At 57.7% G+C, this 23,982-nt stretch carries 20 protein-coding genes; 5 read left to right on the forward strand and 15 right to left on the reverse strand.

Annotated features, from left to right (window positions below; genetic code table 11):
- Position 1: 1 nt before the first annotated feature.
- The 3 genes from yajC to queA are packed head-to-tail and all read right to left on the reverse strand — an operon-like array spanning position 2 to position 2,608.
- On the reverse strand, positions 2-334 hold the full coding sequence (gene yajC / locus AC4IBF_RS16895; protein ID WP_003859109.1) for a preprotein translocase subunit YajC: 333 nt from the start codon (positions 332-334) through the stop codon (positions 2-4).
- 22 nt (positions 335-356) lie between these two features.
- On the reverse strand, positions 357-1,484 hold the full coding sequence (gene tgt / locus AC4IBF_RS16900; RefSeq protein ID WP_003859110.1) for a tRNA guanosine(34) transglycosylase Tgt: 1,128 nt from the start codon (positions 1,482-1,484) through the stop codon (positions 357-359).
- Between the two features lie 53 nt (positions 1,485-1,537).
- Positions 1,538-2,608 carry a tRNA preQ1(34) S-adenosylmethionine ribosyltransferase-isomerase QueA gene (gene queA / locus AC4IBF_RS16905; protein WP_252092588.1) on the reverse strand — a complete coding sequence of 357 codons (1,071 nt, stop codon included), beginning with the start codon at positions 2,606-2,608 and terminating at the stop codon, positions 1,538-1,540.
- A 91-nt stretch (positions 2,609-2,699) separates the two neighbouring features.
- Here queA and acpH point away from each other — a divergent pair, with 91 nt between their 5' ends.
- Positions 2,700-3,281, forward strand: coding sequence for an ACP phosphodiesterase (gene acpH / locus AC4IBF_RS16910; RefSeq protein ID WP_133293874.1), 582 nt, complete (start codon positions 2,700-2,702; stop codon positions 3,279-3,281).
- Positions 3,282-3,408: 127 nt separating this feature from the next.
- Positions 3,409-4,011, forward strand: coding sequence for a peroxiredoxin (locus tag AC4IBF_RS16915; protein WP_008503347.1), 603 nt, complete (start codon positions 3,409-3,411; stop codon positions 4,009-4,011).
- Between the two features lie 43 nt (positions 4,012-4,054).
- Here the strand turns inward: AC4IBF_RS16915 and AC4IBF_RS16920 are convergent, their stop codons facing one another.
- The 7 genes from AC4IBF_RS16920 to phoB all read right to left on the reverse strand — a co-directional run bounded on the left by AC4IBF_RS16920 (position 4,055) and on the right by phoB (position 15,310).
- Complete coding sequence (locus tag AC4IBF_RS16920) at positions 4,055-5,440, reverse strand: DUF3999 domain-containing protein (protein WP_491462976.1); 1,386 nt, start codon at positions 5,438-5,440, stop codon at positions 4,055-4,057.
- The gene (locus AC4IBF_RS16925) at positions 5,437-8,052 is read right to left on the reverse strand and encodes a DUF2339 domain-containing protein (RefSeq protein ID WP_252092586.1); all 2,616 of its coding nucleotides are present in this window, start codon (positions 8,050-8,052) and stop codon (positions 5,437-5,439) included. The genes AC4IBF_RS16920 and AC4IBF_RS16925 overlap by 4 nt, the downstream gene beginning before the upstream one ends.
- A gap of 86 nt (positions 8,053-8,138) precedes the next feature.
- A complete protein-coding gene (gene malZ, locus AC4IBF_RS16930; RefSeq protein WP_133293871.1) occupies positions 8,139-9,956 on the reverse strand; it encodes a maltodextrin glucosidase in 1,818 nt (605 codons plus the stop codon).
- Between the two features lie 163 nt (positions 9,957-10,119).
- Positions 10,120-11,493, reverse strand: a complete 1,374-nt coding sequence (proY, locus tag AC4IBF_RS16935) for a proline-specific permease ProY (RefSeq protein WP_008503261.1) — start codon at positions 11,491-11,493, stop codon at positions 10,120-10,122.
- Between the two features lie 81 nt (positions 11,494-11,574).
- The gene (brnQ, locus tag AC4IBF_RS16940) at positions 11,575-12,894 is read right to left on the reverse strand and encodes a branched-chain amino acid transporter carrier protein BrnQ (RefSeq protein ID WP_111963434.1); all 1,320 of its coding nucleotides are present in this window, start codon (positions 12,892-12,894) and stop codon (positions 11,575-11,577) included.
- A 409-nt stretch (positions 12,895-13,303) separates the two neighbouring features.
- Positions 13,304-14,599, reverse strand: coding sequence for a phosphate regulon sensor histidine kinase PhoR (gene phoR, locus AC4IBF_RS16945; RefSeq protein ID WP_045909799.1), 1,296 nt, complete (start codon positions 14,597-14,599; stop codon positions 13,304-13,306).
- 21 nt (positions 14,600-14,620) lie between these two features.
- A complete protein-coding gene (phoB, locus tag AC4IBF_RS16950; RefSeq protein ID WP_008503265.1) occupies positions 14,621-15,310 on the reverse strand; it encodes a phosphate response regulator transcription factor PhoB in 690 nt (229 codons plus the stop codon).
- 187 nt (positions 15,311-15,497) lie between these two features.
- Here phoB and sbcD point away from each other — a divergent pair, with 187 nt between their 5' ends.
- Both sbcD and sbcC read left to right on the forward strand, forming a co-directional pair.
- Positions 15,498-16,703: an exonuclease subunit SbcD gene (gene sbcD, locus AC4IBF_RS16955; RefSeq protein WP_325813136.1), complete on the forward strand. Its 1,206-nt coding sequence runs from the start codon at positions 15,498-15,500 to the stop codon at positions 16,701-16,703.
- Complete coding sequence (gene sbcC, locus AC4IBF_RS16960) at positions 16,700-19,831, forward strand: exonuclease subunit SbcC (RefSeq protein WP_143344747.1); 3,132 nt, start codon at positions 16,700-16,702, stop codon at positions 19,829-19,831. The genes sbcD and sbcC overlap by 4 nt, the downstream gene beginning before the upstream one ends.
- Positions 19,832-19,907: 76 nt before the next feature.
- On the opposite strand, the gene mak is transcribed toward sbcC, so the two are convergent.
- Entirely contained in the window at positions 19,908-20,813 is a 906-nt protein-coding gene (mak, locus tag AC4IBF_RS16965; protein WP_143344746.1) for a fructokinase, read from the reverse strand.
- Between the two features lie 123 nt (positions 20,814-20,936).
- Between mak and rdgC the strand changes: the two genes are divergently transcribed.
- Positions 20,937-21,851 (forward strand): recombination-associated protein RdgC, encoded by a 915-nt coding sequence (rdgC, locus tag AC4IBF_RS16970; RefSeq protein ID WP_023310540.1) that lies wholly within the window; start codon positions 20,937-20,939, stop codon positions 21,849-21,851.
- A gap of 48 nt (positions 21,852-21,899) precedes the next feature.
- Here rdgC and ppnP read toward each other — a convergent pair whose 3' ends face one another.
- The 4 genes from ppnP to aroL form a co-directional block, all read right to left on the reverse strand.
- Positions 21,900-22,187 (reverse strand): pyrimidine/purine nucleoside phosphorylase, encoded by a 288-nt coding sequence (gene ppnP / locus AC4IBF_RS16975; RefSeq protein ID WP_008503270.1) that lies wholly within the window; start codon positions 22,185-22,187, stop codon positions 21,900-21,902.
- Positions 22,188-22,258: 71 nt separating this feature from the next.
- Entirely contained in the window at positions 22,259-22,936 is a 678-nt protein-coding gene (locus AC4IBF_RS16980; RefSeq protein ID WP_111963439.1) for an AroM family protein, read from the reverse strand.
- A gap of 237 nt (positions 22,937-23,173) precedes the next feature.
- Complete coding sequence (gene yaiA / locus AC4IBF_RS16985) at positions 23,174-23,365, reverse strand: protein YaiA (protein ID WP_023334675.1); 192 nt, start codon at positions 23,363-23,365, stop codon at positions 23,174-23,176.
- Between the two features lie 44 nt (positions 23,366-23,409).
- Positions 23,410-23,934 (reverse strand): shikimate kinase AroL, encoded by a 525-nt coding sequence (aroL, locus tag AC4IBF_RS16990; RefSeq protein ID WP_032639634.1) that lies wholly within the window; start codon positions 23,932-23,934, stop codon positions 23,410-23,412.
- Positions 23,935-23,982 lie beyond the last annotated feature (48 nt).

Consider the following 23,982-nt stretch of genomic DNA (forward strand, 5'->3'; position numbering starts at 1 on the left):
ATTACAGCGCCTTCATGGTGCCTTTCGGCAGAACGGCAGCTACGAAGTCACGTTTGATGACCACTTCAGTGGTGTCGTTCAGGGCGATAGCAATGTAGCCGTTTTCAGCCACTTTGGTTACGCGACCGACCAGACCACCGTTAGTCAGCACTTCATCGCCTTTCGCAATGGAGTTCATCAGGTTTTTGTGCTCTTTGGTGCGCTTCTGCTGTGGACGCAGGATCATGAAGTAGAAGATCAGACCGAACACAACTAGCATCAGAATCAGAGACATCGGGCTGCCCTGCGCTGGAGCACCTGTTGCCGCTACCGCATCAGAAATAAAAAAGCTCATTCAAATTCCCTCATTATTAAAATTAATCAACGTTCAACGGTGGAACATCCCGCCCCTGACGTTGGTAGAAATCGGTCACGAAGCTCTCTAATTTACCCTCTTCGATAGCCTTACGTAAACCAGCCATTAAGCGCTGATAATAACGAAGATTATGAATGGTATTGAGACGCGCGCCCAAAATCTCGTTGCAACGATCGAGATGATGCAGATACGCGCGAGAATAATTGCGACAGGTATAGCAATCGCACTCGGAATCGAGCGGGCTGGTGTCACTCTTATGCTTCGCGTTACGGATTTTCACCACGCCATCGGTAACGAACAAATGGCCGTTACGCGCGTTGCGGGTTGGCATGACGCAGTCGAACATATCAATGCCGCGGCGTACGCCTTCAACCAGATCTTCCGGTTTCCCCACGCCCATCAGGTATCGTGGTTTATCCGCCGGGATTTGCGGGCAGACATGCTCCAGAATGCGGTGCATGTCTTCCTTCGGCTCACCCACAGCCAAACCGCCGACAGCGTAGCCATCAAAACCTATCTCTACCAGACCTTTAACCGAGATATCGCGTAAATCTTCGTAAACGCTGCCCTGGATAATGCCGAACAGCGCATTTTTGTTCTGCAGGGAGTCAAAGCGGTCACGGCTACGCTTCGCCCAGCGCAGAGACATCTCCATTGAACGCTTGGCGTAATCCCAGTCGGCCGGGTATGGCGTACATTCGTCGAAGATCATCACGATATCAGATCCGAGATCGTACTGAATCTCCATCGATTTTTCCGGATCGAGGAAAATCGGATCGCCGTTGATCGGGTTACGGAAGTGAACGCCCTGCTCGGTGATCTTGCGGATATCGCCCAGGCTGAAGACCTGGAAGCCGCCGGAGTCGGTCAGGATAGGGCCTTTCCACTGCATGAAATCGTGCAGGTCGCCGTGGAGCTTCATGATCTCCTGGCCCGGACGCAGCCACAGGTGGAAGGTGTTGCCGAGGATAATCTGTGCGCCCGTGGCTTCTACTTCTTCCGGCGTCATCCCTTTTACGGTGCCGTACGTGCCCACAGGCATAAACGCGGGGGTTTCCACCACGCCGCGATCAAACACCAGGCGACCGCGACGCGCGCGACCGTCGGTGGTATCGAGTTCAAATTTCATTTTTTCTCCGACGTCAGAAAAACAGTCCAACGTTGTAAAACGGTGCCGCGGACTTATTCCCCGACACGCTCATTCAAAGCCTGCGGATTGTACGTGATAAACATCGCGTCCCCGTAGCTAAAAAAGCGATATTTTTGTTCTACCGCAGACTTGTAGGCCGCCATCGTGTGCTGATAACCGGCAAACGCGGAAACCAGCATAATCAGCGTCGATTCAGGCAGATGGAAGTTGGTCACCAGCGCGTCAATTACTTTGTACTGATAGCCCGGGTAGATAAAGATCTGCGTATCGCCAAAGAACGGTTCGATAAGACCGTTTTTAGCCGCCTGCGCGGCGCTCTCGAGTGAGCGCACGGACGTCGTACCAACCGCCACGACGCGGCTGCCGCGCGCTTTCGCCGCCAGCACCGCGTCCACCACATCCTGCGGCACTTCAGCATACTCAGAGTGCATGATGTGGTCTTCAATGCTGTCCACGCGCACCGGCTGGAAGGTCCCCGCGCCGACGTGGAGCGTCACGAACGCCATCTCCACGCCCTTCGCGCGCAGTTTCTCCAGCAGCGGCTCATCAAAATGCAGGCCCGCGGTCGGCGCAGCGACGGCGCCAGGCTTCTGGCTGTAGACGGTCTGGTACAGCTCGCGGTCAGCCTCTTCGTCCGGACGCTCAATATACGGCGGCAGCGGCATGTGGCCGATGGCGTTCAGGATATCGAGCACCGTGCGTTCGTCGTTGAACTCCACCTCGAACAGCGCGTCGTGGCGCGCGGTCATGGTCGCCTTGATGCTCTCATCATCGCCCAGCAGCAGCTCCGCGCCCGGCTTTGGCGCCTTAGATGCGCGAATATGTGCCAGAATACGTTTATCATCGAGCATACGTTCGACCAGCACTTCAATCTTGCCGCCGCTGGCTTTGCGGCCGAACAGGCGCGCCGGGATCACGCGGGTATTGTTAAAGACCAGCAGATCGCCAGGGTTGAGCTTGTCGAGCAAATCGGTGAAAGTACCGTGCGTCAGCTCGCCCGTTGGCCCATCCAGTGACAGTAAGCGACAGCTGCTGCGCTCAGGCATGGGATAGTGAGCAATCAGGGATTCAGGTAGTTCAAAGGAGAAATCGGCGACGCGCATGACGTATACTCGTGACTTAAAAACAGGCGGCATAGTCTAGTGCTCACACCCTTTTGCTGCAACAACTAGCCGCCCCCGGACAAAAAAACGCATGAATTTTCTCGCTCACCTGCATCTCGCGCACCTCGCTGACAGCTCCCTTTCCGGCAATTTGCTGGCCGATTTCGTTCGCGGCAACCCCGCGGAGGACTACTCCCCTGAGGTTGTCGACGGGATTTTTATGCACCGCCGCATCGACGTGCTGACGGATAAGCTGCCGGAAGTGACGGAAGCCAAAGCGTGGTTTCGGCCGGAAACGCGCCGCGTTGCGCCGATTACCCTCGACGTGATGTGGGATCACTTCCTGTCGCGCCACTGGGCACAGCTCTCGCCGGAGCTATCCCTGCCGGAATTTGTGCGTTATGCCCATCAGCAGGTGTCGATCATTCTGCCCGACTCGCCGCCGCGCTTTGTGAATCTGAATAACTACCTGTGGTCAGAACGCTGGCTGGAGCGCTATCGTGAGATGGACTTCATTCAGAACGTGTTGAATGGGATGGCGAGCCGTCGCCCGCGCCTGGATGCGCTGCGGGATTCCTGGTATGACCTGGATAAACATTACGATGCGCTGGAGACCCGCTTCTGGCAGTTTTACCCGCGCATGATGGTGCAGGCGAAAAACAAACAGCTGTAACAGAATTCACATTGATAGGTAAAAGCTGGCGGAACGATTGTCACCACCTCTTTGTCTTATCCATGCACACTCTCTATACTGGCTCGCGTTGCGTTCCAAATAACCTTAGTATCTACAGGAGAATCATATGGTTCTGGTAACTCGTCCGGCTCCGGATTTTACAGCTGCAGCAGTTCTGGGCAACGGTGAAATCGTTGAAAACTTCAACTTCAAACAGCACACCAACGGTAAAGCGACCGTTCTGTTCTTCTGGCCAATGGACTTCACTTTCGTTTGCCCGTCTGAGCTGATCGCATTCGACAAACGTTATGAAGAATTCCAGAAGCGTGGCGTGGAAGTTGTTGGCGTCTCCTTCGACTCTGAGTTTGTACACAACGCATGGCGTAACACCCCTGTCGACAAAGGCGGCATCGGTGCGGTGAAATACGCAATGGTTGCGGACATCAAACGCGAAATCCAGCAGGCTTACGGTATCGAACATCCGGACGCTGGCGTTGCGCTGCGCGGTTCCTTCCTGATCGACGCGAACGGCATCGTTCGTCACCAGGTTGTGAACGATCTGCCGCTGGGCCGTAACATCGACGAAATGCTGCGCATGGTTGACGCGCTGCAGTTCCACGAAGAGCACGGCGAAGTGTGCCCGGCTCAGTGGGAAAAAGGTAAAGAAGGTATGGCTGCTTCCCCAGACGGCGTAGCTAAATACCTGTCTGAGAACGTATCCAGCCTGTAATCGGCACGGTTTACGAAAAAGGCCCGCTTATGCGGGCCTTTTTTTATGCCTTACGCTGCGTCTCTCGCCAGATGCGCCAGGCCATGCCCGCAAGCAGGATCACGCCCGCAATCAGTACGCCCCATACCAGCAGGGCGTTCATCCAGCTCGCCCGCTCAGCTGCAGAGGTGGCGTTCAGCCGCCCCTCGCCGCCCAACGCGACATCATCCACAATATCGGCCTGCGGCAGGTTCGCCATATCATAGGTCTTGCGCAGGTCGGCTGGGATCAGCATGTCAGGCTCCACGCTGGCAGGCTTTGCGGCACCGTTGCCCCATGCGAGGACGTACGGCGCTTTCCCCTGCGCGTTGAACACAAGATCATAGCGGTCGCGATGCCCCGTAACGCTCGGCAGGTATTCTGGCAGACGCGCATTCAGCGTCGTGATTTTCACTGCCTGCACCGGGCCCCCGCTAAGCGAAACCGGTCCGGACGTTTTCCCCTCCAGACGGTAAATCACTTCTTTCTTCAGGGGGTGCCATGCCTCTTTTTCGGTACTCCGCCACGCTATCTCCACGGGAAGGACGCCATCGCCGTTCAGCGAGATGCTGACAGCACTCAGCGGCTGCGGGCGCGCCCAGCGCCACTGAGCTTCACTTGTCGATAGCTGCTCACCTTCCCCTTCAAGACTAATCTCTTCCGGGGCCGCCTGGGCAGGTGCGCTGATTGCGTTTACGCCGGTCAACGTTACCCCCTGGCTCTGCGTATTCAGCACCACCATGAGATAGCGATTCGCATCGGGAGATAAAACCGTATCGGTATCGAGCCGATCGAGCTTAAGACGATCCTGACCGCTGACGACGTCCAGCAGCGGCATATCCTCGCGCAGGGTATACCACCGCTTGAGATCCTCGCTGTAATAGACCGACGCCGTTCCCTGCCACGGCGTCTCATGGGTATTCCAGAGGAGCTGCAGCTGGGATATAGCCAGCTCACCCGTCGTCTGCTCCGGCAGGGTCAGCAGGTAATGTTGCCCGACGGCGGCGGCTTTTTGCCCCTCCAGCACAATCTCAATGCCGTTTCGGGAACGGAGCCGGATCTTATCGCTGTCACCGGCGTCTGAGCCAGCCGCGAGCGGCGAGGCGTCAAGCGGAAAGAGGCGCAGCGCCGTGGATTGCGCTGTCGCCTGCGGGCGCGTAGCGGCGATCAGGCTAAAGGGAACCGGCTCACCCGACTGGTTAAAGACGCGGACATCGTGCAGATCCGGCGACGTGCTTTGCTCATAGACGGCAAGCGGCAGCATTACCCGATACCACCGGGAAGGAACGGACGTGTCGAGTGAACGACCAAAGGCATAGTCACGGGGCGATTCCGTTGGTATTTCGTCGCAGAACGCCGGGCCGGAAAGCACCAGCAGCGCGGTACACGCAACCGCTTTCATCCATTTCATTTTTCATCTCCTGTTTTTGGCGGTAGCGGCGAGAAATAGCCCACTATCAGTACCAGTATCGCCACGCCGATAAACGCCACCGCGCGCGACAGACCGCCTCCGCCCGCGCTGTCCACCAGCATCAGTTTCACCATCACCACACCCAGCAGCGCGGCACCGCAAAGCCACTCCTGCCGGGAAGCCCTGCGGGTGGCATGGATCATGACCACCAGCGCGCTCAACATCCAGAACAGGGCAAAGCTTGTCTGGATCAGCCGCGAATCCCACAGCGATGCCATATTCCAGGCCACGTCGCCGTACCAGGCCAGGGCGCGCATCAGCACACCGTTTAGCCACCAGAAGCCAAACGCCATAATCGCGACGGCAGGCCACGGGCGCGCTTGCGCAAGCCATGACGGGTAGTAGCGATCCACCACCCGATAAAAGACCACCAGCCCCAGCAACGCGAACGCAGCACCTTCCTCGAGCGGGTTCACCAGCGGCAGCCAGGTCTGACGATAGACCACGCCGTCCTGGAAATTGGTCACCACCAGCAATACCAGCAGCGCCACGACGACAGGGATCGGTGCCAGACACGCATAGAGCGCAGGCCACTCCCGGAACGGCCACACGCGACGCCGTACGGCTGCAGAAAGTGCCATAATAATCCCGCCACCTGCGGCCATCGCTAATCCGCTTCCCCAGGCCGCCATTCCCCACGGCAGAGACCGGGCAAACCAGTAAAGCTCCGCGGCCAGCGCCAGCAAAATCATCCAGAACAGCGACAAATGCAGCCCCATCGCGATGCGCGGCAGGAGTCTTTCACCATCGCGCCGCAACAGCATTAGCGCGGCAGGAAGCGCAACGCACCAGGCCAGGTTTGACCAGCCGGCGGTAACGATCTGCTGATGCCAGAGCTGATAACCCAACATCAGCAGCATAACCGGCCACAGCAGCCATTTGCTGGCGTTCAGCTCCCGCCACGTCAGGCGAGCAGCCACCTGCCGCCAGCCCCAGACCGACGCCGCCGTCAGCGCCAGCACGCCCGCCAGAATCGGTAATTCCTTCGTCAGTACCAGCTGCGACGCGCCCAGCTGCGCCACTATCCAGAACAGCAGCCCGCCTGCCAGCAGCGCCCAGCTGACCGGCAGGAAGAGAGTCCGCCACAGCCAGGCCGCAGCCAGCCAGCAAAGGCTGAGGATGGCGAAGATGAGGAACAGGCTCAGCGCCGTAACGCCGTCCGTTTGTGCCCACAGCGCGCTGCCGAGCGCCAGCACCAGCAGCGCCGTCCCGCTATAGCTCATGCGACGCTGATGCTGCTGCACGCCCAGCCAGAGAATCCCCAGCCCCTCCAGCGCCCAGGCCATCGCCGTCCAGCGCGCCGACAGCGCCAGCGGAATGGCGAGCGTGGCAAACCCGCCGCCGATCGCCAGCGCCGCCATGACCAGCGGTCGTCCGAGGGAGGGATAGCGACGCAGCGCGAGGAACGCGAGGGCAAGATAAAAGGCACCATATCCGAGGGCACTCAGCGCCGGGCCATAGTCCCAGTGCTGCGTCATGCCGTACTCCATTCCAAAACCAACCAGCGGCGGGGCAAACAGCAGCACGCCGTCGATAATCTGCTTCCCTTTCTCCTGCGCCCGCAGCGACAGCGCCACGCTCAGCACGCCGAAAATCAGCGTATTGGCAATCAGGAACAGCTGGCAGATCCAATAGTCTTCAGGCTGGTAGTCATTCAGCCCCCACAGGCCGCCCACGCCGAACGTAAACAGCAGCCCGAGCAGGTTCAGCTCGCGCCAGTGCTGCCAGATGCTGATCGCGAGAATGCCGATGGACAGCAGAAGATAGAAAGAGAAAAGTGCGACAAAGCTACCGCCCCCAGTAGATAAGAGCAGCGGCGCGAGATATCCGCCAAGGCTCGCCAGCATGGCAAGACTCAGCGCCTTCTGCAGCACTGCCAGCCCGACACTTGCCGCGCAAATCACTACCAGCAGCGTAAAGGCCAGCGTCATCGGCAACATTTGCCAGAGCCGGAATGCACCAAACACCGTCAGGTAGAGCACGCCGGTCGCCCCGCCCTGGAGGATCAGCGCATAGACGCGCTGCCTGTGCCGCACCCGCCACCCAATCGCCAGCAGAACAACGGCAAACAGCGCCGTTGCCACGAGGCGCAGCTCAAGCGGGAACAGGGAATGTTCGACGGTATAGCGCAGCAGAAAAGAGAGGCCGAGGAAGAGCAGCAGAATGCCAAGCTTCGCCAGCGGATTGCCCTGCATGAACCAGCGCGCAAGCGACGTCAGGATGCCGCCAAAGGCTGAAGGCTGTTTTGCCGCTGGCGCAGGCGCCAGAGCGGGTTCTGCCACCGCTGCGGGAATATCGGGTCGCCAGGGGTCGACAGGCGCGGGAGCGTCCTCCACCACTGGCGCGGTAATTGCCTCCGGCGCGGCGGTCTGCACCGGTTCCGACGCGTTCTGAGGCACGCCGCGCTGCTCAAGCGCCTCTATGCGCTGGCGCAGCAGGGCTATCTCCTGCCGCGCTGCCGTACTTCGGTTAAACCCGATAACCGCAAGCACGGGCGCAACCAGCAGCGCAAAAACCAGGAATAAACAGCCAAGGATGTAAAGCTCGTCCATGTTTCCACCTTCACCGTAAACGATCTGTTAAGATTGACACAAATCGTTGCATTTGCGCCATCTTAAAAGGTGGAAACATTAGCGCATTAGCTGCCGAACCAGATCGTCGCGGATATCGCAGGCAGCGCCAGCACGCCGTCCTGAATCGTGGCCTTGCCCTCTTTACTCTTCCACGCTGCCACCTTCAGCAGCGGCGAATCATCCAGCACCACTTCGCAGGCCTCGCCCCGGTTTATCGCCACCAGCACGCGCTGCTGGTTATAGATGCGAGCAAACACCACCACGTTATCGTGGGCGTACACCACCTGACAGCCGCCATAGCGCAGGGCGAGACTCTGCTTACGCAGCTTCGCCAGGCGCTGATACAGGCTGAACAGCACCTTGTCCTGTTTCGCTGGCTCCCAGGGGAAAGTTTTGCGGCAGAACGGATCGTTGTTGCCGTCCAGCCCCACCTCGTCTCCGTAGTAGATACACGGCACGCCCGGCCAGGTAAAGAGCCAGGTCACCGCCAGCGGCAGACGCGCAACATCCTTGCCGAGCAGGGATTTAAAGCGCGCGGTGTCGTGACTATCGAGCTGGTTAAACATCCGCAGCTGCTGCTGATGCGACAGCCCGGCGCGGTAGTTCTCCATCCACGCCATGCAGGTTTCCGCGTCGATATGATTTGGATCGTAGGAGATATCGGTGTTGGCGAGGAATCCCCACAGCGGGAAGGTAAAGCCGCGATAGTTCATCGCCGCATCTTCCGCATCATTCTGCAACCACTGGCGCGCGTCACCAAAGTGCTCGCCAAAAACGAACGCCTCCGGCTGAGCCGCTTTCGCCGAGCGCGTGATCCCGGCGACGTGCTGAAGGTTATTCCGCGCTCCGCCCGCTTCACCGAGCATATGCACCACGTCCAGGCGCCAGCCGTCCATATTCCATGGTGCCTTCAGCCAGTGGCGCACGATGCTGTCTTCCCCGCCGTAAATCTCGTTCACCAGAGACGGCGACTGGAAATCCAGCTTCGGCAGGCTTGGGTAACCCAGCCAGTCCAGCGCACGCCCCTCCTCGTTAAAGCTGTACCAGTCGCGCTGCGGCGAGTCCGGGTTATGACATGCCCCGCCCATCGACTGGTTATGCCGGTCAAACCACGTATGCGAATCTCCGCTGTGGTTGAACACGCCGTCCAGAATCAGGCGCATGCCTTCGTTTTGGGTGTTCCTACGCAGGCGCAGCAGCGCCTCGTCACCGCCAAACTGCGCGTCAACGTGGCGATAATCTTCGGTATCGTATTTGTGTACGCTCGGGGCTTTAAACACCGGGTTGAGATACAGCGCCGTCACGCCGAGTTTTTTCAGGTACGGCAGCTTTTCGCTGATGCCGTCGAGATCGCCGCCGTAGAAGGTCGATCCGCCCGCCTGCGCGGTTAATGGCTCGTCCCACGCTTTCAGAATAATGTCATGACCCGCCGCATGGTGGTGATAGATCTTATCCTGGTCGGCAGTGCGCTTTTCGCTGCGCGCAAAACGGTCCGGGAAAATCTGGTAAAAGACCTGATCGTTAACCCACTGCGGGCCGTTATCCGGGTAATCGACCGCAAACTGTTCCAGCCGTGCGGGCGGGAAACGATTAAATCCCTGCGGGGTAAACCACAGCTGGCGGTTGTTCCATAAAAGCTTAAAGCTGTAACGGCGGCGCGGCTGCCCGCTGCGCAGGTCGATATTCGCCCGCCAGGCCGTGATGCCAGGCTGCGGCTGGCTGCGCAGCTTGTGCATTTTCAACCCGGTCTCTTCGTTATCGATTTCGGCGCGGAGCGTCACGCGTTCAGGCTGATTTTCCCCCGCCAGCCAGAGCGTAATCACAAGGTTGTCTTTGTTTTGCTTAACAAATGGGGCAACCGGAAGGTGCCAGGCGTTTAACATCACGAATCCCCTTTGATGAAATTGACGTCACCTTGCCACAGGGTGGTTAAGGATAGCTCACCATGATGGGATTTATTGGGGGAGGAGGACGGGGGAGGAGGCACCAGTGCAGCCTGATGCCCTCACCCCAACCCTCTCCCACAAGGAGAGGGAGAAAAAAAGATTACTGCGCTTCCGCCAGCTGACGGTCGCGGCGGCATTTAAACACCCAGCCCACCAGCAGCAGCACAATCCACGCGCAGCCCACGTACAGTGAAATGCGGGTGTCCGGATGGTAGCCAATCAGGCCAATGATAAACACCAGGAAGATCAGCCCCACGACGGTCGTCGCAACGCCGCCCGGTACTTTGAACTTCAGCGCTTTCGCCTCATCCGGCGACAGGCGACGGCGGAAGGCAATCTGCGACAGCAGGATCATGATCCACACCCAGACGGTTGCGAAGGTCGCCAGGGATGCAATCACCAGGAAGACGTTCTCCGGCATGATGTAGTTCAGGTAAACCGAGAACAGCAGCGCCACGGTCATCACCACGACGGTCACCCACGGCGTGCCGCGGCGTGAGGTTTTGGCGAACACCTTCGGCGCACTGCCCTGCTCCGCCATGCCGTGCAGCATACGGCCTACGCCAAAGACGTCACTGTTAATCGCCGAAAGCGACGCGGTCAGCACCACAAAGTTCAGAATGCTGGCCGCAAACGCAATGCCCATATGCTGGAAGGTCAGGACAAACGGGCTACCGTTGGTGCCTACCTGATTCCACGGGTAAATGGACATGATCACGAACAGCGTACCCACGTAGAACACCAGAATACGCATCGGCACAGAGTTGATGGCGCGCGGAATGGATTTCTCCGGATCTTTCGCTTCCCCGGCGGTGATACCGATAATCTCGATACCGCCGTAGGCGAACATCACCATCTGCAGCGACATCACCATCCCGAGCCAGCCGTTGCTGAAGAAGCCGCCGTTGCTCCAGAGGTTGTGGATCCCGGTCGGCTGCCCGCCGTTGCCAATCCCCCAGATAATAATCCCGAAACCGGCCACAATCATGATGATGATGGTCGCGACCTTGAAGAAGGAGAACCAGAACTCCAGCTCGCCGAACACCTTCACGCTCATCAGGTTGACGGCGCAAATGATCAGCACCACGCTCAGCACCCAAATCCAGTGCGGTACCGCCGGGAACCAGACGCCCATGTAGATGCCAAACGCCGTCACGTCGGCAATCGCAACAATCAGGATTTCGAAGCAGTAGGTCCAGCCGGTGATAAACCCGGCCAGCGGGCCGAGGTTTTCCTGCGCGTAGCGGGAGAATGAGCTGGCGGAGGGGTTGTGAACCGACATTTCGCCGAGGGCGCGCATGATGATATACGCCGCCACGCCGCCGATAATGTACGCCAGCAGAACGCTAGGACCGGCCATTTTGATGGCATCTGCCGAGCCATAAAAAAGACCGGTGCCGATAGCAGAGCCCAGCGCCATAAAGCGGATGTGGCGCGTGCTCAATCCACGTTTAAGTTTGTTAGTGCTTTCCATTTAAATCTTGCCATTCAACACGAAAAAAACAAAAAACCACGGGGCCTTAAGCCCCGTGGTTAAACAGTTTGTTGCCGTTGATTAATGAGCGTTCGATGCGACCTGACGCCCTGCAGCACGGTCCCAGATAATCGCCAGAACCAGTGCAACAACGGTAGGCATCAACCAGGCCAGACCCTGCTCGGACAGCGGCAGACGCTGTGTCCATGCCGGCAGTATGTGCGCGAAAGCTGATGCTTTAATCCCGTCAAGGATACCAAAAATCAGGCTGATAAACATGGCTGGCGCAATAATTCGTGAAGAGTTGTTCCACCACGGACGAGTAAAGCTCAGCACTACCAGTACGATGCACGGCGGATAAATCGCCGTCAACACCGGAATAGAGACCTGAATCAGGTGGCTCAGACCGAGGTTAGACACCGCCATGGAGAAGATACCGAGGATAAACACCAGGGTGCGGTAAGAAAGCGGCAGATACTGTGCAAAGAACTCTGCGCAGGCGCAGGTCAGGCCAACCGCGGTAACCAGACAGGCCAGGAAGATCAGCGCTGCCAGCAGCATACTGCCCGCACCGCCGAAGGTGTGCTGCACGTAGGCGTGAAGGATAGCCGCACCGTTGGCGTTCTGCTCAACCAGCATGGCGCTATCGGAACCCAGACGGAACAGCGCCAGATACAGCAGGGTCAGCCCCACACCAGCCATCAGGCCGGCCCAGATGGTGTAGCGGGTCAGCAGACGCGCTTCGGTCACACCGCGGGAACGCGCGGCGTTAACGATAACGATACCAAACACCATCGCGCCTAGCGTATCCATCGTCAGGTAGCCGTTCACGAAGCCGTTAGAGAACGCGGCATTTTTATAGGCGTCCATCGCGTCGCTAATCGGGCCGGCGGGCCAGACGATGGCCGCTACCGCCAGAACAATCAGCGCCACAATTTTCAGCGGAGCCAGGAAGTTACCCACGGTATCCAGCAGCTTGCCCGGATAGAGGGAAACCAGAATCACGATCGCGAAGTAGATCAGGCTGTAGATAAACAGCGGCATCGCGCCGTCACCGGTCAGGGGAGCAATACCCACTTCGAAGGACACGGTTGCCGTACGCGGGGTCGCAAACAGCGGGCCAACGGCGAGATAGCAGACGGTTGCCAGCAGAACGCCCGCCACTTTGCCAATCGGGGTGCTGAGGCTATCAACACCGCCGCCGACTTTCGCCAGCGCGATGACGGTCAGCACCGGCAGACCCACGGCAGTAATCAGGAAACCAAACGCGGCGGTCCAGACGTGTTCACCCGCCTGTAAGCCAACCATTGGAGGGAAAATGATGTTGCCTGCGCCAACGAACAGCGCAAATGTCATAAAGCCCAGCGCGATGATGTCACGCGATTTTAAGTGATGGGTCATAAAACCTTACTGCCTGTGGATGTGGTGTTGAAAACATTGAGATTTTCGATATCCCTCACGGGACGATACAGCCGAAAATTTGCTCAATTTCAGCGGGAAATGCTCCCGTCCTGGCGTGGAGAAGAATAGTTTTTCGATTTACCACGCAAATACAGTCGGTCTGACAGTATCTGGGGCGCAATTTAAACGCTTATAACGTTTAAAGGCAAGGTGGAATCGCAAAACCAGAACAATATGCCAGCATGAAAACACGCACCAGCACAATACGCTGTTTATAAGAAAAACCCATGGCTAATCATGCGAACAAAAAACAGCCAGCCGTATAAAATTCATCCGCGTTTCGCTTGACTGCAAAGCAAACGGGCCAGCGATGGCTGACCCGTGGAAAGGTAAAATGACACGCCCGCCGTCAGGCGATCTTTTTGGCAATTAATCGTTCCGGAATAACGAAACTGAAGCGGGTTCCTTTACCCAGCGTACTCTGAATATCGAGACGGCTTTCATGGTGATTCACCGCGTGTTTCACAATTGCCAGCCCCAGGCCGCTTCCGCCCGTCTGGCGCGATCGCGCTTTATCCACACGGTAGAAGCGCTCGGTCAGACGCGGAATATGCTCCGGCGCAATCCCCGGCCCGTTGTCCTCCACGCTAAACTCGGCCCCCGTTGGGGTATGGTGCCAGCGCACCACGATATCCGTCCCCTCCGGCGTATGATTCACCGCGTTATACACCAGGTTGGAAATGGCGCTGCGCAGCTCATCTTCGCTGCCCAGCACCTTCAGCGTGTTGTCGACGTCAAAGGTCAGGTGATGCTTTTTGTGGCTTAACGTCTGCGCTTCACGCTCCACGACCCGCAGCATCATCGGGACATCAATGGTGTCATTTAGCGCGAGCGTTGGCGCCGCTTCAATCTTCGAGAGCGTCAGCAGCTGCTTCACCAGGCCTTCCATCCGGTGCGTTTGCTCGCGCATGGTGTGCAGCGCTTTTTCACGCGGCGCACCTTCCAGCGTTTGCTCCTGCATCATCTCCAGGTAGCCCTGCAGCACGGTCAACGGGGTTCGCAGTTCGTGGCTGACGTTGGCGAAGAAGTTGCGACGCGCCCCTTCCAGCTGGTGCATCTGGGTAACATCGCGCGCCACCATCAGCCACTGCTTATCGCTGTAGGGCATCACGCGTATTTCCAGATGGCGGCCATTATTGAGCTTCAGATTGTGCGGACGGGTGAAATCACGCTTTTTCAGATACAGCGTGAACTCGGGATAGCGCAGAAGGTTGAGGATATTCTGGCCATTGTCATCCGGCCAGCGCAGGCCCAGCAGCTGCTGCGCCAGGCCGTTACACCAGAAGATCGTCCCTTCTTCGGTGGTCAGGATCACGGCATCCGGCAGCGACTCTGCACCGCTGCGAAAACGCTTAATCAGGCTTCCCAGCTCGCGGCGACGCTTTTTATTACGCATCTGCATCTGATGCAGACCGTAAAGCAGCGGCTCCCAGCTGCCGCTTCCCGGCGGCGGCGTCATGCTTCGGTCAACCCACAGCCACCAGGAGAGGCGCAGCAGATTCCAGAAATGCCAGATCAACAGCCCGGTGACCGACGCCAGCAGAAACCACGGCAGGTGTCCAAGAAAGGCCCCCAGAATGAAGGCCGGAATACAGCATAAGATCAGTTCAAAGACGAGCCTTTTCCATGACAGACGTTCCAGCACGCGTCATACTCCTGTCATTGTTCAGAAACGGGTAGAAAAACGATAACCCGTGCCGCGGACCGTCTGCACCATGCGATCGTGGCCGCTCAATTCCAGTGCTTTTCGCAGGCGGCGAATATGTACATCAACCGTCCGGTCTTCGACATACACGTTAGTTCCCCAGACGTTATTCAGCAACTGCTCGCGGCTGTAAACGCGCTCCGGGTGGGTCATAAAGAAGTGCAGGAGTTTAAATTCGGTAGGCCCCATGTCGAGGGGATTTTCACCGGTCATCACACGGTGAGAAGTAGGATCAAGGCTCAGCCCCTGCATTTCGATCACCTCTTCCACCGCCATCGGCGAAATACGGCGCATCACGGCTTTAATGCGAGCCACCAGCTCTTTTGGGGAGAACGGTTTAGTAATGTAATCGTCCGCACCGGTCTCCAGACCGCGCACGCGATCCTCTTCTTCTCCGCGCGCCGTGAGCATCACAACCGGGATATCGCGGGTCAGCGCTTCACGTTTCAGGTGTTTGATAAACTGCAGTCCGGAGCCGCCGGGCAACATCCAGTCCAACAGAATCAGATCGGGCCAGGGTTCATTCAGCTGGTTCACTGCGCTGTCATAATCTTCCGCTTCAACCGGCTGGAAGCCGTTTTGCTCGAGCACGAAGCACACCATTTCACGAATTGGAGCTTCATCTTCTACGACCAGAATACGTCTCGCCATACTTTGCCCTGTCTTATCTTATTTACGTTACAAGTTTGTAATTCGGCGCCATTATGCGTCAGATTTATGACAGATTTATGAAAAACAGTACCACGTTAACGGGCAAACCGTTGTTTTATTACAGCGGTTATTTTCCCTTCTCTGAACGTTTATAATCCTGCTTTCTCTTTTTTGCCACGGATCAGCTATGCGCATACTTCACACCTCGGACTGGCATCTGGGTCAAAATTTTTACAGCAAAAGCCGTGCGGCTGAACATGAAGCGTTCCTGGGCTGGCTGCTGGAAACGGCCCGGACGCATGAGGTGGACGCGATTATCGTGGCGGGAGATATTTTTGATACCGGCTCGCCGCCGAGCTACGCGCGCGAGCTGTACAACCGCTTCGTGGTGAATTTGCAGCAAACAGGGTGTCATCTGGTGATTGTCGCCGGCAACCACGATTCCGTCGCAACGCTGAATGAATCCCGCGACATCCTGGCGTTTCTCAATACCACCGTCGTCGCCAGCGCCGGGCACGCCCCGCAGATCCTGAAAAAACGCGACGGGTCGCCGGGGGCGGTGCTGTGTCCGATACCGTTTTTACGTCCGCGCGACATCGTGCAAAGCCAGGCGGGGCTGTCGGGTGCGGAAAAGCAGCAGCATTTATTACAGGCCATCACCGACTATTACCACCAGCAGCACGCCGAAGCCTGTGCACTGCGGGGTGACCAGCCGATTCCGGTGATTGCAACCGGGCATCTCACCACGGTCGGGGCCAGTAAAAGTGACGCCGTGCGTGACATCTATATCGGCACGCTGGATGCCTTTCCGGCGCAAAACTTCCCGCCAGCCGACTACATCGCGCTCGGCCACATCCACCGCGCTCAGGTCATCGGCGGCTGCGAGCATATCCGCTACTGTGGCTCACCTGTTTCGCTCAGCTTTGACGAAACGGGCAAAGCCAAATCCGTGCATCTGGTGAGTTTTAGCGAGGGCAAACTCAGCGCCGTCGAAACACTGGAGGTACCCGTCACCCAGCCGCTGGCGGTGCTGAAGGGCGATCTCGACGCCATTACCGCCCAGCTGGAGCAGTGGCGCGGCGTCGAGCAAGATCCCCCCGTCTGGCTGGATATCGAAATCACCACCGACGACTACCTGCACGATATGCAGCGAAAAATCCAGGCACTGACCGAAGACTTACCGGTAGAGGTGTTACTGGTGCGCCGCAGCCGCGAGCAGCGCGAGAAAATTCTGTTAAGCGCTCAACGCGAAACGCTCAGTGAGCTTCGGGTTGAAGAGGTGTTTGAACGCAGGCTCTCGCAGGAGGAAATCGACGACACGAAGCGCGCAAGGCTCAGCGAACTGTTCAGCCATACCCTGCACGCGCTCAATGATGAGGAAGAAAACGCGTGAAAATTCTGAGCCTGCGCCTGAAAAATATCAACTCCCTCAAGGGCGAGTGGAAAATTGACTTTACCGCTGAGCCGTTTGCCAGCAACGGGCTGTTTGCCATCACCGGCGCGACCGGGGCAGGTAAAACTACCCTGCTCGACGCCATCTGTCTGGCGCTTTATCACGAAACGCCGCGCCTGAATAAGGTCTCCCAGGCGCAAAACGATCTGATGACGCGCGACACCGCCGAGTGCCTGGCGGAAGTGGAGTTCGAGGTAAAAGGCATCGCCTACCGCGCCTTCTGGAGCCAGAACCGGGCGCGCAACCAGTCTGACGGGAACCTGCAGGCACCGCGCGTTGAGCTGGCGCGCTGCGAAGATGGCAAAATCCTGGCCGACAAAGTGACGGATAAACTGGAGCAAACCGCCGCGCTCACCGGGCTGGACTATGGCCGCTTTACCCGCTCGATGCTGCTCTCACAGGGGCAGTTTGCTGCCTTCCTCAACGCCAAACCGAGCGATCGTGCCGAGCTACTGGAAGAGCTGACCGGCACCGAGATCTACGGCCAGATTTCCGCCATGGTGTTTGAAAAACACAAAGCCGCCCGCAGCGTGCTTGAAAAATGCGAGGCGCAGGCGGCGGGCGTCGTGCTGTTGAGTGAAGAGCAACAGCAGCAGTTACAGCAAAGTTTGCAGGCACTTACTGACGAAGAGAAAATCCTGCTGGAACAGCAGCAAAGCCAACAGAAAGATTTTCAGTGGCTTACGCGCCATGAAGAGCTCGTAAGAGAGCAACAGCGCGTCAACGCGCTCCAGCAGCATGCGCAACAGGCGCTGGCGGACGCAGCACCTGAGCTGGCAAAACTCCAGCTTGCTCTGCCCGCCGCCCAGCTTCGACCGCTTTGGGAGCATCAGCAGGAACAAACCGCACGCCTGACGCAAACGCAGCAGCGTATTATCGAAGTAAATACTCGCTTACAAGCCAGAACCGCGCTGCGTTCGCGTATTCGCAATACCGCCCTGCGTAACCACGAGCAGCTTCAGACCGAACTGACGGCGCTGGCGCAGTGGCTGGCGGAGCACGAGCGTTATCGCCTGCTGGGGCAGGAGATCGCCGGATGGCGTGCCCAGTTCTCGCAGCTTAACCGCGATAAAACGCAGTTAGCCTCGCTTGCGGCGCGGATAAGTGAATTACGCAACAGGCTGGTTGCGATGCCGGAAAATGCGCTGACGCTAACGGCGGACGAAGTCAGCGTAGCCATGGAGCAGCAGTCCCGGTCACGCACGCTGCGCCAGCAGCTGACGTCGCTGCATGCCCGCTATCAGCCGCTGCAAAAGCGCCTGCGTCAGAGCGGTGAAAGCGTGCAGAAGGCGCAGGCCGAACAAAATAAACTCAATGAAACGCTGACGCTGCGCCGCCAGCAGTACAAAGAAAAAAACCAGCACTATCTCGACCTGAAAGCCCTGTGCGAAACCGAAGCAACAATCAAGAAGCTGGAGCATTACCGTTCGCAGCTTGAGGCGGGTAAACCCTGTCCGCTGTGCGGTTCCTGCGAACATCCGGCCGTTGAGCAATATCAGTCGCTTGAGCTGACGGATAACCAGCGCCGCCGTGATGCCCTGGAAAAAGAGGTCGCCGCGCTTAAAGAGGAAGGCCTGCTGGTGCTGGGACAGGTTAATGCCCTGACTCAGCAGATCCAGCGTGAAACAGACGACGCGCAGACGCTTTCTCAGGAAGAGCAAGCGCTCACTAAAGAGTGGATGGCGGCCTGCACGTCCCTGAACATTGCGTTGAATATTCAGGATGATATCGCGCCATGGCTGAACGAACAGGAACAGTACGAGCGCCAGCTTTATCAGCTCAGCCAGCGGCTGACCCTGCAGAACCAGTTGAACGAACAGGAAGCGCAGGAGCGGCAGTATCAGCAGCAGCTGGCGGCCACGCGCCAGGCGCTAGAACATGCCCTGCTCGCGCTCTCACTTAACGCACCTGAAGAGGGTCAGGAAGCCGCCTGGCTTCAGGCCCGTGAAGCTGAATTCGCGCAGTGGCAGGAGAAGCAAGCGCAGCACGGCGTGCTTCAGGAACGCATAAACGCCCTGAAGCCGCTGCTCGACGCGCTTCCGGCAACGAACAGCGAAGACGCCGAACCGGTTATCCCTGATAACTGGCGCGCCATCCACGACGAATGCGTGTCGCTGCAAAGCCAGCTCACCGCGCAGCAGCAGCAGGAAGCGCTGGAGCAAGAGCGCCTGCAGCAGTCGCAGACGCAGTTCACCGCGGCGCTCTCGGCGAGCTGCTTTGCCGACCAGGACGCGTTTCTTGCCGCCCTGCTGGATGACGATGCCATTCGCCATCTCGAACAGCTGAAGCAGTCGCTGGAAAACCAGATACAGCAGGCTGCGGCGCTGTGCGGGCAAGCGAACCAACAGCTGCAGTCTCATCTGGCGCTGCGGCCGGAAGGGCTCAACGAAGATGCTCCTGCGCTGCAAAGCCAGCTGCAGCAGCTGGCGCAACGGCTTCGCGAGAACACCACACATCAGGGTGAGATCCGTCAGCAGCTTAAGCAGGACAGCGATAACCGGCAGCACCAGCTGGCGTTGATGCAGGAAATTGAAGAGGCCGCGCGCCAGGCAGACGACTGGGGGTACCTGAACGCGCTGATCGGCTCGAGCACCGGCGACAAGTTCCGCAAGTTCGCCCAGGGGCTGACGCTGGACAATCTTGTCTGGCTTGCTAACCAGCAGCTTAACCGTCTACACGGGCGTTATTTATTGCAGCGTAAGGCCAGCGACGCGCTGGAGCTGGAAGTGGTGGATACGTGGCAGGCGGATGCGGTTCGCGATACCCGCACGCTCTCAGGCGGCGAGAGCTTCCTGGTCAGCCTGGCGCTGGCGCTGGCGCTTTCCGATCTTGTGAGTCATAAAACGCGGATCGATTCCCTGTTCCTGGATGAAGGGTTCGGCACGCTCGACAGTGAAACGCTGGATACCGCGCTGGATGCGCTCGACGCACTGAACGCCACCGGGAAAACCATCGGCGTGATCAGCCACGTAGAGGCGATGAAAGAGCGTATTCCGGTGCAGATCAAGGTGAAGAAAATTAACGGGCTGGGGTATAGCAGGCTGGATAAGGAATTTGCGGTGGGGTGAAGGGTGGAACGGTGCGTTCTGGTGCCCCTCCCCCTTGCCCTCTCCCACAGGGAGAGGGAATAAACACTATTTGCTTTTATTCCGGCCACAGCCACGCCGCGCCGCGCACGCCGCTGGAGTCACCGTGGACAGCTTTGCGGATCGGGGTTTCACACTCGCCGCCGAAGACCCACTGCTTCACCAGGTTCGGTACCGTGGCGTACAGCCGGTCGACGTTGCTCATGCCGCCGCCGAGCACAATCACGTCTGGATCGAGAATATTCACCACGTGGGCCAGCGATTTCGCCAGCCGCATTTCGTAGCGGCTCAGCGCCAGCTCCGCCACCGGATCCTGTGCTTCGACCAGACGCATAATCTCATTTCCCTTAAGCTGCTGGCCGCTCAGGCGATGGTAGTCGGTCGCAAAACCGGTACCGGAGATAAACGTCTCAATACAGCCCTGCTTTCCGCAGTAGCACGGCACTTCAGCGCGGTATTTAAGCTCGTCTTCATCCATCCACGGCAGCGGGTTGTGACCCCACTCACCCGCGGTGCCGTTACCGCCGATATGGGCGCGTCCGCCAAACGCCACGCCCGCACCGCAGCCGGTACCGACGATCACGGCAAACACGGTCTGGGCACCTGCCGCCGCGCCGTCGATGGCCTCGGAGACCGCCAGACAGTTAGCGTCGTTGGCCAGACGCACTTCCCGGTTCAGACGTTGGCTCAAATCTTTATCGAACGGCTGACCGTTGAGCCAGGTGGAGTTGGCATTTTTAACCACGCCGGTATACGGCGAGATCGACCCCGGGATCCCCATCCCTACGCTCCCGGTTTGCCCTGTCGCCTGCTCGGCCATCTCAACCAGTTGAGCAATCGTCTCGATAGTCTGGCGATAATCATCGCGCGGCGTTGGCAGACGATGGCGAAACAGCTGCTGCCCCTGCTCGCTCAGTGCGATAACTTCTGTTTTGGTGCCACCCAAATCGATCCCAATACGCACAAGACTCTCCTCATTATTTTGATTATCAACAGAGTAGAAGCACGCATCCCGATTAGCAATGCAAGCGATGCGACAATTCGTTATCATGCCCGCTGATTTAACGACAAGGCCGTGGAAATTATCATGCTGTGGTTCAAAAATTTGATGGTTTACCGTCTCAGCCGCGACGTTTCGCTGCGTGCAGAAGAGATGGAAAAACAGTTAGCCGCTTATACCTTTTCCCCTTGCGGTAGCCAGGATATGGCAAAAACCGGTTGGGTTCCGCCAATGGGTTCACAAAGCGATGCACTGACCCACGCCAGCAGCACGGGTCAAATTATCGTCTGTGCCCGTAAAGAAGAGAAAATCCTGCCGACGCCGGTGGTTAAGCAGGCGCTCGAGGCGAAAATTTTTAAGCTGGAAGCCGAACAGGGCCGCAAGCTGAAAAAAACCGAAAAAGATTCGCTGAAGGACGAAGTACTGCACTCCCTGCTGCCGCGCGCCTTTAGCCGCTTCAGCCAGACCATGATGTGGATCGACACCGTCAACGGGCTGATCATGGTGGACTGCGCCAGCGCCAAGAAAGCAGAAGATACGCTGGCCCTGCTGCGCAAAAGCATCGGATCTTTACCGGTCGTTCCGCTGGCGCTGGAAACGCCGATCGAGCTGACGCTGACCGAATGGGTACGCAGCGGCGCTGCGGCCCAGGGCTTCCAGATCCTTGATGAAGCCGAGCTGAAAGCCCTGCTGGAAGATGGCGGCGTGATCCGCGCGAAGAAGCAGGATCTGGTCAGCGACGAGATCGCCGTACACATCGAAGCGGGTAAAGTGGTCACCAAGCTGGCGCTCGACTGGCAGCAGCGCATCCAGTTCGTGATGTGCGACGACGGCTCCGTGAAGCGTCTGAAGTTCTGCGACGAGCTGCGCGATCAGAACGAAGATATCGACAGAGAAGATTACGCCCAGCGTTTTGACGCGGATTTCATCCTGATGACCGGCGAGCTGGCCGCGTTGATTCAGAATCTGGTGGAAGGTCTCGGCGGCGAAGCGCAGCGATAACGGGCAAAACGTAGGCCGGGTAAGCGTTAGCGCCACCCGGCTAATTTTTTATTTCAGGTAGCGGCACAGATAAGAGGTGGGCTCAGCCACCTGCAAATGAAATTCGCTGTGGCCAGGGACGTTGAAAACTTGCCCGGCAGCGTAAACTTTCCATTCCGTTTCGCCCGGCAGCAGGACGTTCAGCGCACCGCTGACGACCGTCATTTCTTCCGCTTCCGCCGTGCCAAAGGTGTATTCCCCTTCTGCCATTACGCCAACGCTGGCGCGGCCAGTGCTGCTGCTGGTAAAACCAATGGATTTCACTTTACCGGAAAAGTATTCGTTACTCTGAAGCATGAACTGGCCCTTATATTTTTAGATAAAAATTCACTATAGGGGCCATGCTCATCACCTGTCACGCAAAATCATTACACGAGCAGTTCCGAGGCCAGGCGAGCCATCAGAACGTTGGATAACAGCACCGGGACATCCAGCGCTTTTTGCAGTAAATCACGATGATGCTGGTGGAAACCCAGGCAGTCCAGAATCAGGACATCGGCCCCTCTCTCCAGCAGTTCCTTCCCGGCAGCAATGAGTTTGGCCTCACTGTCCCAGAACGGATTGGCCAGTGCGTACAAAGGCACTTTTTCCAGCACGTGCCATTTTGCCTCCTGGTTATCCATGAGTTCCTCGATGGGGACAATCACCCCCACCTGATGACCATCCACGATGGAGGCCACCAGCGGCGGAATGATCCTCATCGGTTCCAGTAAAATCGCATTGCGCGCCATCAGCCCCTTAATGGGAGCCGTGCTCATCAGCAAAATAACGTCATAACCTTGATTATCGAGCACTTCTATCACGCCCTGCAGCGAGCGCTCGATTTTCTGGCGTGAAACGTGCGCCAGTTTACCGTCACTTAATAACGTCGCCAGGGGATCCTCCCCCGCCTCGACAGCGTAGTCCTCCATGACCTCTTCCCGACTCATCTTCCCCAACAGGCTAAGATGCGTTATCTGTTGTTCAGATACATGCTCGGTTAAGAGCGGTAACACTTCGCTTACAGGGACCACACCAATGGTGAGGATCGCCAACGTTGCCTTCATCTTTATCGCCTTCCATTACTCCAACATCGTGCACACAGGTACAGGCTCACTACGCTGCACAGTTCGTTTTTTCAACAAAACAGCACCAAGCGTAGCAGGTGATCCCGACATCGAAATGTAAAGATCGCCTGCCGATACCAGAGTTACTTGTAATAACTAAATATTAACTCCTGCTTAACTTTCACGATGAGTAAAAAGTGTGATTCAGGCACGATCCTGGAGCGTTTAGGAAAACATTCAGGTTATATCGGGATCTTCATAGCGCCGTTTCGCATCCAGCGCTTCCTGTTCAGTCTCGTGTTCACTGATCAGCGAGTCCGGCTTGGGGTGATCGGCACGCAGTTGATACCAGGTCACGGTATGACCCGTATGGCCTTTTTCAACAGTAACAATGCGCGCTTCACGCGGATAGGGAGGTCTGGTTGGCATAGCTCATCCTTTTTTTATGTCTGAGCTATAAGTATAGACGCCGCTTAGCTGGCACAAGCCAAACGCAGGGCGGTAATAATCTGAATCACAACGTCTTCAGGAGAGGCTGACGCATCCACCACGTGGTGAGCCGCTTCGCGGTATAACGCATCGCGTTCCGCCAGCACTTCACTCACCTCTTCGTTCAGCGGCCTGGAGGTCAGCGCAGGGCGTTGTCCCTCTTCCGGAAAGGCTTCCAGACGCCCAACCAGGGCCGACACCGGCGCGCTAAGGTATATCACAATCCCCTTTTCGCGCATAAAGTGACGATTACACTCCGCCAGAACAATGCCACCCCCGGTCGCGATCACGGCAGACGGGGTGGTGACCGCTTTCAGCGCGGCCGTTTCGCGCGCGCGAAAGCTCTCCCATCCCTCTTGCTCAACAATCTCAGCGATGGTTTTTCCGGCCTCGGTTTGCAGCCAGTGGTCGGTATCCACAAACTGGCGATGACACACGCGTGCCAGCTCCAGGCCAACGGTGGTTTTCCCACAGCCGCGGGGGCCAACTAAAAAGATGGGTTGGGTCATAGCCAGGTGTTCCCCTTGATGCCGGATGGCTGAAGAGTGTAAAGAAAT

Source organism: Enterobacter sp. Taxon_8, assembly GCF_058354585.1.